General features: G+C 45.9%; 8 protein-coding genes and 1 riboswitch. Of the genes, 4 read left to right on the forward strand and 4 right to left on the reverse strand.

Annotated elements, in window-relative coordinates:
* Positions 1-58: 58 nt before the first annotated feature.
* The 4 genes from recD to AACW75_RS07920 all read right to left on the reverse strand — a co-directional run bounded on the left by recD (position 59) and on the right by AACW75_RS07920 (position 10,953).
* Entirely contained in the window at positions 59-2,275 is a 2,217-nt protein-coding gene (gene recD, locus AACW75_RS07905) for an exodeoxyribonuclease V subunit alpha (protein WP_145570619.1), read from the reverse strand.
* A complete protein-coding gene (gene recB / locus AACW75_RS07910) occupies positions 2,275-5,949 on the reverse strand; it encodes an exodeoxyribonuclease V subunit beta (RefSeq protein ID WP_145570616.1) in 3,675 nt (1,224 codons plus the stop codon). The genes recD and recB overlap by 1 nt, the downstream gene beginning before the upstream one ends.
* A 407-nt stretch (positions 5,950-6,356) precedes the next feature.
* The gene (recC, locus tag AACW75_RS07915; RefSeq protein ID WP_145570614.1) at positions 6,357-9,830 is read right to left on the reverse strand and encodes an exodeoxyribonuclease V subunit gamma; all 3,474 of its coding nucleotides are present in this window, start codon (positions 9,828-9,830) and stop codon (positions 6,357-6,359) included.
* Between the two features lie 127 nt (positions 9,831-9,957).
* On the reverse strand, positions 9,958-10,953 hold the full coding sequence (locus tag AACW75_RS07920; RefSeq protein WP_186437188.1) for a TDT family transporter: 996 nt from the start codon (positions 10,951-10,953) through the stop codon (positions 9,958-9,960).
* Between the two features lie 162 nt (positions 10,954-11,115).
* On the opposite strand from AACW75_RS07920, the gene AACW75_RS07925 reads away from it, so the two are divergent.
* The 4 genes from AACW75_RS07925 to AACW75_RS07940 all read left to right on the forward strand — a co-directional run bounded on the left by AACW75_RS07925 (position 11,116) and on the right by AACW75_RS07940 (position 14,535).
* A complete protein-coding gene (locus tag AACW75_RS07925; RefSeq protein ID WP_145570612.1) occupies positions 11,116-12,012 on the forward strand; it encodes a LysR family transcriptional regulator in 897 nt (298 codons plus the stop codon).
* A gap of 88 nt (positions 12,013-12,100) precedes the next feature.
* Positions 12,101-12,394 (forward strand): YebG family protein, encoded by a 294-nt coding sequence (locus AACW75_RS07930; RefSeq protein ID WP_145570610.1) that lies wholly within the window; start codon positions 12,101-12,103, stop codon positions 12,392-12,394.
* A gap of 155 nt (positions 12,395-12,549) precedes the next feature.
* A riboswitch (Fluoride riboswitch) is annotated at positions 12,550-12,634 on the forward strand.
* Positions 12,635-12,828: 194 nt separating this feature from the next.
* Positions 12,829-13,521 carry an iron-sulfur cluster assembly scaffold protein gene (locus AACW75_RS07935; protein ID WP_017074188.1) on the forward strand — a complete coding sequence of 231 codons (693 nt, stop codon included), beginning with the start codon at positions 12,829-12,831 and terminating at the stop codon, positions 13,519-13,521.
* A gap of 24 nt (positions 13,522-13,545) precedes the next feature.
* The gene (locus AACW75_RS07940; protein WP_145570608.1) at positions 13,546-14,535 is read left to right on the forward strand and encodes a GGGtGRT protein; all 990 of its coding nucleotides are present in this window, start codon (positions 13,546-13,548) and stop codon (positions 14,533-14,535) included.
* The last annotated feature ends 11 nt before the right edge of the window (positions 14,536-14,546 follow it).

Here is a 14,546-nt window from a genome sequence, read left to right on the forward strand (position 1 = left end):
GGTTGCTTTGTGTTTATCTAGCTCTAAGTTCAAGCCCTTTTCTAGCGACTATTAACAACTAATTCGTTAAGCGACTGCCTAAACCACTCACTCGATCTGTTTTCACCTTAATCCCACGCTTCAACACATTTGTATCGCTGAACATCATCAGTCGTTTCTTAGCACGCGTAATCCCTGTATAGATAAGCTCGCGCGTTAAAATAGGGCTGAAGTCTGGCGGTAAGATCATTAAGGTCAGATCAAATTCACTGCCTTGAGATTTGTGTATCGTCATCGCATAAGCGGTCTCATGATCAGGGACTCGGCTTGGAAGCACTGCTTTCACACTGCCATCTGGTAACTCAAAATACACCTTCAATCTAGGTGTGGAATTTGCACTATTTGACTCTAAAGTCGTTGCATCGGCTTCGAGCATACAGATACCAATATCACCATTGTACAAACCCAAACCATGATCATTACGCGTTACCATCACAGGTCGCCCGTGATACCACAGTTCATCGTTGTGCGGATTCACCAACCGTCTTGCTGCAAGCGCCCTTTCGATTCTGTGATTAAGGCCTTTAACACCAAAATCCCCTTCACGAATAGAACACAGTAATCGACACTGGCTAAACAGATCGAGAACCGATTTTGCGCGTGATTCTTGAGTCTCTAGCTCTTCAAGCGGTACATTCATTCTATTGAGATACCCACCATATTCATTGACCAGAGTTCGCAGCATCAAGTTATAGCTATCACTCGACAGCGGGTGATTTTCAATGTCTCCAAACCCTTTAGCAAACACTTGATCGACCTGATTAGCAGAACCGTTATTGATCGCTTTTGCCAACTGCCCGATACCTGAACGCGCATCGAAGCGGTAACTCTTCTGCAGCATACACAAGCTATCTGCAATCGCCGGAGGATTAACGACTCCCGCTTTTGCTTGTTGTGTATTCGCTATTGCATCAAAGCTTGTCATCTCCGCAATCAAATTGCCTTGCGCTGTGCTGTAGCCTGTTGAATTAAACGAGCAGATATCACCCAACACGGCACCAGCCTCTACTGAAGCGAGCTGATCTTTATCCCCAAGCAGAATCAACCTTGCGTGTTCAGGGAGTGCATCCACCAGCTTATACATCATGGATAAGTCGACCATCGAAGCCTCATCCACCACCAATATATCAAGGTGAAGTGGATTGCGCCGGTTGTGTCTAAATTCAGCGCGATTCGGAATCGCACCAAGCAGTCTGTGTAAGGTGCTGGATTCCGTCGGTATGTTGGCCTTCACTTCAGGTGCTAATGGCAGCTGTTCAATCGCTTTACCAATCGACTCAGTTAAACGTGCCGCCGCTTTACCTGTCGGTGCCACGAGCTTGATCGTCGGTGTTTTACCTTGGCTTAACGATTGCTCAACCATCGCCGATAGTAATTTGGTTACCGTAGTGGTTTTACCCGTGCCCGGCCCACCAGAAATCACCGCGAAACGACGACTTAACGCCACCGCTGCCGCGACCTTTTGCCAGTTCAAACAGACAGATAACGGCACTAGACTATCCAGTACATCTAAATCGGTCACTTGTTTGGCTTGAACAATCGCTTGATCGATAGAACCCCAATCCAAAGCCTGTTCATCGACGATATCTAGATGGTCACACACTAACTGCTGGCGCAACACTTGAGAGGTTTGTTGGTTTGCTTCAGCCTTTGCTAAGGCATTGAACAGAAAATGGTAACTGCGTGCGAATAGTTGATTGAGCGTTTCAGTCAGCGCTTTTTTCTGCTCAATATTGAACTCTACTGGCTTACTTAAACGGTTTAAGGTCTCAGCCAACACAACTTCGTAGTTCCAATAACGTTGCAAGTAGACACGCTGCCCATCAAACATCAGCGGCTTAACGCAATCACTGGTTGTACCTACTAGGTTTGACGATTGAAGTACCGCCACCCAATCCATACCTAATAACTTTTGATTCAATTGCAGGGCAGTTTCACCGTACAACCCAAGTAACTGAGCAAGATCCGCCGTTTGTTCAGGGCCTACCGTATACTGCTGTATAAGCTGAGTACAAATATGCCCCTTGCCTAACTCATGGCTCACGACTCCAGCGAGAAAGCCGAGTTCTTGAGAATGACTCGTTGCTTGCTGCGCAATAAAACGAGCAAACTGATAATCCAGTTGACGAATCGAGCCCTTATCCGCAAGGAACTTCAATACATCCATGAGCTGATCAGGGATAAGTGAAACTGGCTTTACAGGGTTTGTCGTATCAATCGTGGTCGTTGTTGTCATTATAGAAGCCCCATCTGTCCAGTTTCATTGTCATTCAATTGTGCTGAACGTCTGTCTATCACTTTACCGTCAATCAATTGATCAATTTCATCGAGCAAAGCCAGTGTTGGTTTAGCCGAGAAAACACCTTGTTGTGATTGACCATCCATCCCTCTTAGGAACAAGTAATAAACCCCACCGAAATGTTGTTCATAGCTGTAATCCGCAACGCGGCTACGTAAGAAACGGTGCAACGCCAAAGCATAAATTTGATATTGCAGATCATAACGGTGGTCGGCCATCGCCGATTTCAATGCCTCACCATGGTAGACAGAAACATCATCACCTAAGTGGTTCGATTTCCAGTCGAGTACATAGTATTTGCCTTTATGTTCAAATACTAAATCGATGAAGCCTTTCAACATGCCTCGCACCGTTTGAAAGCCTAAATCACCCGCTTTTGCCGACAATGGATCGTGATACTGGATAGTTTGATTAAGTTCAGAGGATGCCAAAACTTCGATCGGCAACAAGAATTCCATCTCGACCAATCGTTGCGTTGAGTCTTTCTCGCTCAGCTTTAAGCTCTTTCCATCTAAAGCAGTGTTTAGCACCGTATCAACAAGCTGTTGAAGCACCGGTAACCATTCGAATTCGTATTGCTCTGACTCTAACAAGTGAGTGATTACTTGCGTGTTATGGTCACTGGTTGCTGGCTCGGTAAATTCAACATCCTCAAACAAGGTATGTAAGAAGGTACCAGGGCGAGCACCGCGAGGGAACGTGAATATAGAACGTTCCGGTTCAATCAGTTCCGACTCATCTTGCTCATCGGCTGAATCAATATCGAAGCCAGACACCTCAATCGTAGTGTCATGGCTTGCTCCGTGACTGCCTTGTTTTACAAGCCCCGAGTAACTGGTGATACGCCAAGCTCTGTCAATTGAAGCCTTCAGTTCACTAGCCTGTAAGTCTTCACTCACTTGTTCCGCCTGAACAAACACTTGCTCATGAGCGGTTGGTGTTTCGGCTAACAACACACTTGAATTTTTGCCTTCAATTGCAGCTAGAGCATGATGCAACTCGGCAATGCCTTGCTCCTGTCCATTTTGAACCAAGTAGCCCATAGCACTCAAGTGAACGCCTGTTGGCTCTTTGGTTGAACGCCCTTTACGTAGCGGTGCCATGCCAATGAAACAACCGTATACAGCACGAGTAAGCGCCACATAGATCAAACGTAAATCTTCTGCCAATCGCTCTTTATCGGCTTGTGCCAATGCGCTATCGCTACCGGTAATATCAAGCACTGTGGTATCTGACTCATGATCGTAAAACTTGCCTTCACTCGCTTCACGGTAACTCGCAACGAACGGCAAAAACACTAAGTCATATTCCAAGCCTTTCGATTTATGAATAGTAACGATTTGAACCAAGTTTCTTTCTGATTCAAGGCGTTGGATGTCATCATCGCTGCCGCCTAAACCATTTTGGGCATCCGATATGGCTTCAGCAAGCCAACGCAGCAAACCATAGTCACTGTCGAGTTCTTGTCTTGCTTGTTGCAACAATTCGCCAATGTGCATCAAATCAGTGAGTGAGCGCTCACCATTTTCTTCTTCCAGTAAACGTTCCGCGAGATGTCGTTTACTGATCACGCTGCGAAGCATTGGTAGCACGCCGCGCTGTAGCCATAACTTACGGTATTCTCGAAATTCGTTAACGACATTTTCCCACACCACTTCATCGTTGTTGAGTTCATCCAATGAGGCGGCATCCAGAGCAAACAACTCTGACGCTAAACTGGCGCGTAATGCACGGTCATTTTCAGGTGTCAGCACCGCCTGTAATAAACGCTGAATATCTTGTGCGACCAAGCTGGTGAAAACGCTATCTCGGTTAGACAAATACACGCTTGCAATGCCTTGTTCAGACAACGCGTTCTTAATCAGACGACCTTCACTACCGGTTCGAACCAAGACAGCAATATCACCCGCATTCACGGCATGTTGTTTTTTACCGTTATCAAAATAGGCTTGTTGATTCTGAGATGCGGTCAGAATGGTTTGAATTTGACTCGCGGTCGCCTCAGCCATGGCTTTGTGATATTCGCCTTTCGGTAAGGGCTTATCTTCGGCCGCTTGCAGCCAAAAGGTGAGTGCATGCTGAGTTTGACCATTCATCACCCATTGGCGTTTGTCGGCCGATGGACTGGCAGCTACTGGCAAGAATGGAATGTCTTGGTCGTAGATAAACGGGCTATCCGAATTCATAAACACTTGGTTTACCGCACTGACCATGTCAGCACTCGAACGCCAGTTAGTGCCTAAGGTGTAGTGAGCACTAACTTGGTTTCTCGCCTTGATATAGGTAAAGATATCTGCACCGCGGAAACCATAGATAGCTTGCTTCGGGTCACCGATCATAAACAGACCGCATTGCGGGTTATCTAGGTAGATTCGACTAAAAATGCTGTATTGCAGCGGATCGGTATCTTGGAATTCATCGATCATCGCCACTGGGTATAAGGTGCGAATTCTCTCCACCAGCAGTGATTGCTCATCCACATCAATCGATGCGGATAACTGAGTCAGCAAATCATCAAACGATAGCCATTGCTTCTGCTGTTTAGCTTTGGCTAACATGGTCCGACAATGAGTAATAGCATGTGCCAACAAGGGGGCTTTCAGGTCTGCAGGAGAGTTTAAGAAATTCTCAATAGCCTCAAACACCGCGTGTTGAGGGGCAGTACCTTTTGGTGTTTTTTCAATTAGGGTTGCTTGAGAGAACTTCTCTAATTTATCTGGAAGCTGGTAATCATGAGTGTCGCTCTGCGCCCATGCTGTTACCGCTTCTAACCAAGTCGGCAAAGACTTCTTGGTGTAGCTTCGCTTGTTCACATCTGAACCTGAAATCAAAGCCAAAAAGTCCGCTTCGGATTCGCACCACAACGCTTTAAGTTGCTTAACTTTGTCTAAGTTTTGATTGTGCAGAGTTTGTAAATCACCCGAAATCGCATCTACCGTCAACTTCAGCGGAGAGCCCGTCAGGTAACGATTTACATCGGCAAGTAACGAAGCGGGAGAGCCCCAAATATTTCGCACTTCACCAGCCAGTTGAATTGGCAGCGGGTAGAACTGCTTACGCCAATAGTCGGCTACCACCTGTGCTTTCAGATGGCTTTCATCGGTCACAAATTCATTATCAAAACGGCTTCCAGACTCAAAGGCATTTTGGGTCAACATACGCTGACAGAAGCCATGGATGGTGTAGACAGCCGCTTCATCCATTTGTCTTTCGGCATTGAGTAAGGTTTTCGCAGCACCAGCATGATCTTCGATTGCTTGTAACAAAGGAGCAATTACTGGGTCGTCACTTTGACCACGTGCAAACGCAATACGTGCATCATGGATTCGCGCGCGAATACGATCACGTAGCTCTGCGGTTGCCGCTTCAGTAAAGGTCACTACCAGAATTTGGTCTACGGTAAGCTCCTCATGGTGTCGAGTAGCTTCAGTCAGATCACCTTGCGGCGCAGCGGTACCGTGCCCGAGCAGTAAGCGCAAATACAAGCCAGCAATAGTAAATGTTTTACCCGTACCCGCTGATGCTTCAATTAAACGCGCGCCATGAAGTGGAAACGTCATGGTATCAAGTGTTTGTGGAGCGATTACCTGAGCACTGCTTGTGGTCGTCATGCCTTACTGCCTTCTGATAAATTAGTCTGTTACAAATGTGACCTAGCGTAGAAAACGTCATTCAATTTACGTCCTACGCCAATTTGTTAATAGTTAGTGCGATCTCTCTCACGGATCAATTCAGATCGCCTCGCTACTATGCGCCCACGAGTTCAGGAGCGCCTACGAGTTTTATACTCATGCGTTTCTTTGAACCACAGAATAATGGTCCCTCTGACCTGTGGCCGTACAGCGAACGCCCTACACTAATAATGATTTACTGGCGGCCACTTTATTCCCTGTACCTTGCTTTTCTTCACCTTGTTCCCCTCATCTGGAAAGTAAGCATCCCAAATGCTTCCCAGCGACTCGCTTTCGTTTTTCATTAATTCAGCACACCCGTTATCGATCTTGCTGATCACAGCCACTTACTCCTGATCTTCCAGATCGGCAGAAGCCAACCTTGCCGCCTGCAGCACAAGTGTCGAATACATTCTCGACTGAGCAGCCAATTCATCGTCCCATTTAGGCCAGATTCGAGAGATGTAAGTATCTCTGCCCTCGCCCGTAAAGGCGAAGCTGTCATTAAAAGTATCGGCCATTTTCTTAAGGGACTTTTCTTCGTCATCGACCCACTTACCACGGCTAAAGCCAGCCTCAACGCCAGCCAATGCGGTTTTCGGGAAGTAAGGCAGTGGTGCTGTCATGCCTTGATAAAACAGTCGTACTAACTCAGCCAGCAAACTCTTCGCCTGAAGCGCATCGCCGATAGGTTGTAGCGTTTGGTGAACCACGCCTTCTTTTCTGTCGTAGCCAATAATATGGGTCGTTTTTCCGTGTCCCATCACAGCGCAACATAGATGATCAATCCACGCTGCCAAATAATCTTGAGAGCGTATTTTACCGCTACGGAAACGAACTAGACCCGATTGATAGTTTTGAGTTAACCACCCCATCAAACGAACAGGTTTGCCTTCACCTAACACATCAAATTCGATATTCACTTCGAGATCTTGCTGCGGTGATCCGCTCACAAATCGAATCTCTTTAGCTAAGTCTTCCGCTTGAACACGATTGGTTTCAAATTCGATATCGCCAAAGGCGCCGACTGGTAATCGGCCCTGTGCTTTTTGCTCAGAGACAAACAATCGAACCGCTTCGTCTGTACCTTCAGGGTGGTCCAGCAACACTTGCAGCAAAGCATCCTTAAGTTGGAAACTCTCTAAACCATTAAGTACGAACGGTTCATCATCTTCCATCACAGGAAGCGGCGGCTCAAACACCACTTTTAAGCGACGATTAAAGAAGTACTGTACTGGTAAACGCCAGAAACGTTGCAGTTCAACCAGATCCAACTCCAACGGGTACGTTGCACCGAACAAATAGTCATCCAATGCACGATTGAATTCACCACTGCGTTCACCGGAACGGTTAGCCGCTGGAAGCCACTCTTTGGCGTAACTCAGCACATGGCTTGCATCACCTTGAGTAAAGGCTGCTGGGCTAAACGGTGTCATGGTGTGTTCAAAGCTGATCGCTTGAGTCAGGTTGATGCCTGAATCATCACTTGGTAACGCTTGGTCTTCACTTAAGCAATAGTTCTGCTGGCAGTACTCGATCAACTCTGAAACCAATACCGACGGCACTCGCTCGGTATTATCTTGAATCGAGCGGCCGACATAGCTGATGTATAAGCACTCTTGCGCCGACAACATTGCCTCTAAGAATAGGTAGCGGTCATCATCACGACGAGAACGGTCTCCTGGACGAGTGCGTCCGTTCATTAAATCAAAACCTTCTGGCGGCATTGAGCGAGGGTAAACACCATCATTCATGCCTAACAAACAGACGGTTTTGAACGGAATAGAACGCATCGGCATCAAGGTACAAAAGTTAACTTGGCCAGCTAAGAAACGTTGGCTAATACGAGCGCCAGATAGCTTATTATTGAGGTACTGGTAGATAATGCTTGGCGACAATTCTTGTTCATACAAGGCATCGTCAAGTTGTTCATTCAGTTGCGAAAGCGCATCACGAATCGACTTAAGCACCACCTCGCCTTCCAGCTCGACCGCAAAGAAATCATCAATCATTTGCAGCAAGGTTTCACGCCACATATCGATAGATTGTGTTTCAGTTAAACGCTGGCGGTAATGGGCAATACGATCGATAAAGTGCGCTAACTTACCCGCAAGTTCAGCGTTAATACCTTGAACTTCGTTATAAGCGGCAATCGGAGAGTGTTCAGTTTCAAACAAACCTGCCGAATCCGACATCGCATAACCCAATAACATACGTTGAATACCAAATAGCCAAGTATTTTGCTCGGTCGCAGGCAAGTCAAATTCGGTTGCGGTAGAAGAGTCAACGCCCCAACGAATACCCGCTTCTTCAACCCATTGCTTAGCTTGCTCAAATTGGAACTCATCAATACCAAAGCGTGCCATCATCGCAGGAATTTCTAATAGCTCTAGTAACTCAGAGGCCAAGCAACGCGTATTCGGTAGCGCGACCAACTGCATGAAGGCGGTCAGAATTGGGCTTTCTTGGTCAGCCGTTCTATCAGAGATCGAGTAAGGGATATAACGCTCACCCGGAGCATTACCAAATACCGCCTGAATCGCTGGGCTATAAGCATTAATGTCAGATACCATTACGATGATATCGCGTGGTTTTAATGTCGGATCGGCATCAAACATTGCCAACAGCTGATCATGAAGAACTTCCACCTCGCGCATAGGGCTGTGACACGCATGTATGGTCAGCGAGCGATCGCCAAGCTCAACCATCTGTTTATGGTTGCTAGAATCCAAAATCTCATCATTGCGATGCTCTTCCAATTCAAGGATATCTCTTTGAATTTTATGTAATAAACCATCTCGTTCTACATCAATAAAAAATTGATACTCCTCGGTATCTCCCTCAGAAAGCAAAAGTAAATTATCTCTCCCCAGTTTTCCCATCGAAGCTAATAAGTTATTTCCAATAGCATTATCAATATGTAATTCATCATGCACTTCATATTTCCCCCCTTCCATTAAGGAAGACGAGCCAACTGATGCAATCATATTATTAGATAAAGCGAGCTTTTTACGCTGCTTGGCATCGAACCTTGCTAAATCTTTGAGGCTTTTGATATCTCCCCAATAAGGCTTACTTGGGTTGGTAAACATCAAGTGCACATCAATCTGCTCACCGAGAGCTTTCAGCGCATCCATATAACGAGGAGGCAACGAAGAAATACCAAACACGAACAAGCGTTTAGGTAGGTGCTGCAGTTGACCTTGTTGATTGGCTAACCCTTCAATGAAGTCGTGATACAAGTTACCACGGTGATATTTCGATTGGCCTTGAGACAGGGTCTGGTCATAGAGTGCTTGCCACAAAATCGGCTGCCAAGGGTGATCTTGTTGTCCTTCATCATCGACCAATTCAGCAACGGGCTCTCCCTCCTCCCACATCGCCATCCACTCCGGTCGATACACCAAGTAACCATCGAAGATATCGGCAATCTTCTCTGCCAATTGATACAACTTAGAATCATCTTCGTCGTTTTCAAGATAGCGTTGCAGGGGTAAGAAATCAGGGTAGTCAAGCTTAGCGGGCAGCAAACTCATTAGCTTCCACGTCATCGCTTCTTTGTTAAAAGCACTGCGTTTAGGCACATCAGGAAGCACTTGGGTAAACATATCCCAAATGAAGGTTGCAGGAAGGGGAAAGTCTATATTTGCTGCTACACCAAACTCTTTGGCGAGTTCCATCTTAAGCCATTGAGACATACCTGGGCTCTGAACCAAGATCTGCTCTTTTTCGAAAGGATTGGCTAAAGGGTCACTTTTGATTAAGTGAACGAGAAGGATTTTTAAAGTATCGACTTTATTGGAATGGTAAACAGTAAACAAAGTGCACTCACGCTAATCTTGCCACAATATAAAGCCAGATTAGCATAAGTGCCGAGTTTGGATTAGGAATATAAGCTTATGAAATACTGAAAACTTAAGGTCCGTTTATCTTTTGAACTATTGCTTCTTACAATCTACTGCCTACTGCGCTTAGTACACGATGAGGTTTGTAATTCATGTAATAACGAACCGCCACATAACCCACTACAAACGTTGCCACAATCAATTCTAGATACGCTAGGTTGAAGACTTGATCCACATAGTGAGTTTCCACACCAACAATTTGCATCCAAGCCGCCAATTTGAATAACGCCGTTGCACCAATCACGATTGGGAAGGTAAACGCCGCATAGCCAGGGCTGAAAGGCAGACGAAGTAGTTTGAAAAACGCGATGTAGATAATAAACGTCATTAACACTGCAATGCCAAAGAGTAACCCAATGATCACTGGCGAAGGATTTGCCGTCACCGTTAGGTAGCCTGCTAAAGATAAACTGGCTGGTGCCGCCATAATCGCAATCGTTGGTTTTGCTGCGTCAGGCACTTCATGAGAGAAGATCAAACGGTAGATCATGAGAGGTAGCATTACAGCATAAACCAATAAGCCAAAGACTAAAGTCGCGTGAGCAACGGGTTCTAAGATCGGGTTACCTGAAAAAGAAACGTCTGCCACGATAATACCGATTGGTGGTACAAACCAACTTGGCACCATGTGGTGAATCTCAAAGTTTTTAGCTCTGTGGTATAAGAAGCTCACCAAGAACACGACATGTAAAGCTACCGAAGCCAACCACATTGCTTCTTGAAGAAACGGAGATATTGGAGCCAATGAAGCAGACACAACCATGCAACCCATCGCGAAGGTTGGCACAACACTACCCACAACAGGGTGAGCAAGATCTTCACGTAATAGGTGGCCGTGAATCAAAAATTTCACAGCTAAAACAAGAAGTAATACCGCAGCCATGCCAGCACTGATCCACTGCACCAAACCCGGTGTGTGTAAGATACCTTGCGCGACTAAAACACCATCCCAGCACCAGCCTAAGCTTGCGATTGCTAGTGCCAACCCTGCCATGGGTGTTGGAGCTCCTGTTAATCTATATTTAATACGTTGAATCATGTCAGCCTCTCTTAAACTTAATTCACTAAACTTGTGAACTCATCAGCTTGTTGAAGCCATAATACGCTTGCGCTTCGTTTAACAATATCCAATTATATATAACAAGTGTTCATTAATTCTGAACGATATTCATTCCACCAGCAGTGCAAAACTAGGAATCTGATGGCTAATATTTCAATTAAACAACTCAAAGTGTTTGTCACCATTACCCAACATTCGACGCTTACCGCCGCATCGGAAGCTCTGTTTTTATCAAAGGCTGCCGTCAGTATGGCACTGGGTGAAATGGAGAAACAGTTGGGTCACTCTCTATTTGACCGGGTCAACAACCGATTAATTCTCAATCAAGAAGGACAAAAGCTTCTTCCCTTAGCCGACGAGATTCTTCATCGGGCTGCTGGTATAGATGTTCTATTCCGCGATGACCAACCATTAAGTGGTAATTTAAAGGTCGGCGCGAGTGACACGATTGGTAATCAGGTGGCACCTTTTATTTTGTCAGGCTTTAGAGAGCGTACTCAGCATCAAGATCAGAGCTTGTTTATTTCAAACAGTGCGCTGATCTGCCAAAAGTTGGTGGATTATGAACTGGATATCGCGTTAATTGAAGGAAAAACACTCCATCCGGAATTGATCTCTAGCCAGTTCAGTAGCGATGAAATGTGTATTATCGTTAGCAATCAACACCCTTTAGTGGCAAAAGACAAAGTAAATTTAAGAGATTTAGAAGGCAGCCACTGGATACTGAGAGAATCTGGTTCAGGCACTCGCGAGTTCTTCCTGCGTGCCGTCGCTCCTCGCATCGAACACTGGTATGAGTCATTTGAGCTCAATACCACCGAGGCGATCATCAATTCGGTTTCCGCCAATCTTGGTTTCGCGTGTTTATCCCGATTAGCAGCACAACGCGCTATTGATTCAGGCCGAGTGAAAGCACTCGATGTACCGCTCGACATGAAACGACGATTCTGGATGTTGGTGCACAAAGACAAATATCAAAGCCCGCTGTTAAAATCTTTCATGAGTTATTGTGAAGACTGGGCTGCACATCAAGATTGAGGCCGCATAGTTCCACCCTCAACTGGACTTTTCGCATCAGAAACTGTATAAAAAGCCAGTAAAATTTATCAAACTTAGAGGATTAACCATGGCTGTTATCGTCAAGTACGTGGTGGAACGCAACGGAGAAGAGAAAATGACTTTTACCTCTAAAGCCGAAGCTGACGCATACGACAAAATGCTGGATATGGCTGATGAGCTTTTTGAACTGTTAAGCAAAAGCGATTTAGTTGAAGATGAAGGCAAGCAAGAAGAACTTGCAATGTACCTAGCGAAGAATAAAGAAGAAGTTCTTTACGCATTAGGCGCTAAGCGTAAACCAGCTCCGAAAAAAGAAAAGAAACTTGAAGCTGTTGAAAACGCAGAAGAAGATGCAGCGTAACTAGCTGACACCTTTCTAAAAAACGTCAATAACACCTCTAACCAGAGCCCGTTATTGGCGTTTTTTTATACTTATCGAAATATAATGAAGCCGGTTTATAGTCGAAATCGCTCTAAACATTAGCTTGCACAAAAGTGTGATAAAGATCTAATATATAAACATCAGGTGATGGGGTTCCACCTAAGCTTTTGCTTCAACCGCCCGTTCTTTTCGAACAGTGCTAATGACTCCTACAGAATCGAAAACAGGTAATACTGTTGGACGTATCGCTATTCCTCCATTTTGAAATGGACTTAGTCTACTAAGACCAAGGTTCATGACACCTTTGGATTATCGATACTCAAGATCTGTAGTGAATTAGCCACACCTCTTCCAACACGTCCTGTTTTCTCAACGCCCTAGGTCTTAAATGACTCTAATAGTGAGAAAACATTATGCACTACTCTTCAGAAATTCAATCAATGTGCCCTATTCAAAGGGGTGATCTTCACACTTCAGCGCCAATTCCAGTTGAAGGCGCAATGGTTAGCCCAAAAGATGTCATCGCTATTTCTGGCTTAAGCCATGGCGTAGGCACTTGTGCACCACAACAAGGTGCAGCAAAATTAACGCTTAACGTAAAAAACGGCATCATCGAAGAAGCGCTAATCGAAACGATTGGTTGTTCAGGCATGACTCAATCAGCCGCGATGGCAGCCGAAATCCTCACCGGAAGAACCATTCTTGAAGCCCTGAATACTGACTTAGTATGTGACGCGATTAACGTAGCGATGCGCGAAATCTTTCTGCAGTTTGTTTACGGCCGTACTCAATCCGCTTTCTCTGAAGGTGGCCTAGAAATCGGCGCGGCATTAGAAGACCTCGGTCAAACACAACGCAGCCAAGTGGGTACTAGCTACTCAACCTCAGCGAAAGGCGTTCGTTACCTAGAGCTTGCAGAAGGCTACGTGACCAAACTTGCTCTTGATGATAACCGTGAGGTTATTGGCTACGAGTACCTCAACCTCGGCAAAATGATGAAAGCGATTAATCAAGGTGTCACTGCCAATGAAGCAGCCGATCTTGCTATGGGTACCTATGGTCGCTTCGACGAAGCCGTTACCACTATTAACCCACGCCAACAGTAATTTTTGCCAATTTAGAGGAAAGATATGATGAACACTCAATTTAATGAATCTGTAATTCGCGTATTGGCAGAAATGAACTTCGACTCTTTAGAGCAAGCGAACCAATACTGTCTATCACACAATGTAGACCCGAAAGCGTTAGTAATGGATACCCAGCCTATCGCGTTTGAAAGCGCTGCTGATGCGTACACCCTTGGTGCTGCACTAGCTCTGTTTCGTAAAGCGAGCAACGCTGAACAAGCCGCGAATATCATTGGCGAAGGCCTTCAAGCGTTCACAAAACCCGGCAGTGTTGCCGAACAACGTAAAGTGGGCATTGGCCATGGCGCACTCGCGGCTCGCCTTCTAAATGAAGGGAGCCACTGCTTTGCTTTTCTTGCAGGTCATGAATCTTTCGCCGCTGCAGAAGGTGCGATTAAAATTGCACTTAACGTCAACAAATCGCGTCAAACACCACTGAAAGTAATCTTAAATGGCTTGGGTAAAGATGCGGCTTACTTAATCTCTCGTATCAATGGTTTTACCTATGTACGCACTCAATACGATTACCAAACGGGTGAGCTTGTTGAAACAGAACGTCGCCGCTTCTCACAAGGCCCTCGCGGAGAGATCTTATGCTACGGTGCTGACGACGTACGCGAAGGCGTAGCCATCATGCACAGAGAAGAAGTAGACGTAAGTATTACAGGTAACTCGACTAACCCCACTCGTTTTCAGCACCCAGTTGCGGGTATCTACAAAGCGGAACGTACTCGTCAAAGTCTACCTTACTTCTCAGTGGCTTCAGGCGGCGGTACTGGCCGAACATTGCACCCTGATAACGTGGCAGCAGGCCCTGCGTCTTACGGCATGACTGATACCATGGGCAGAATGCACGCTGACGCTCAGTTCGCAGGTAGCTCTTCCGTTCCAGCACACGTCGCAATGATGGGCTTTATAGGTATGGGCAACAACCCTATGGTCGGCGCGACTGTGGCACTAGCGGTTGCCGTTAGCGAATCTCAAAACGCCTAACAGCAGAGCGG

Origin of the sequence: Vibrio sp. L3-7, from assembly GCF_963898195.1 — a bacterium.
GTDB lineage: Bacteria > Pseudomonadota > Gammaproteobacteria > Enterobacterales > Vibrionaceae > Vibrio > Vibrio echinoideorum.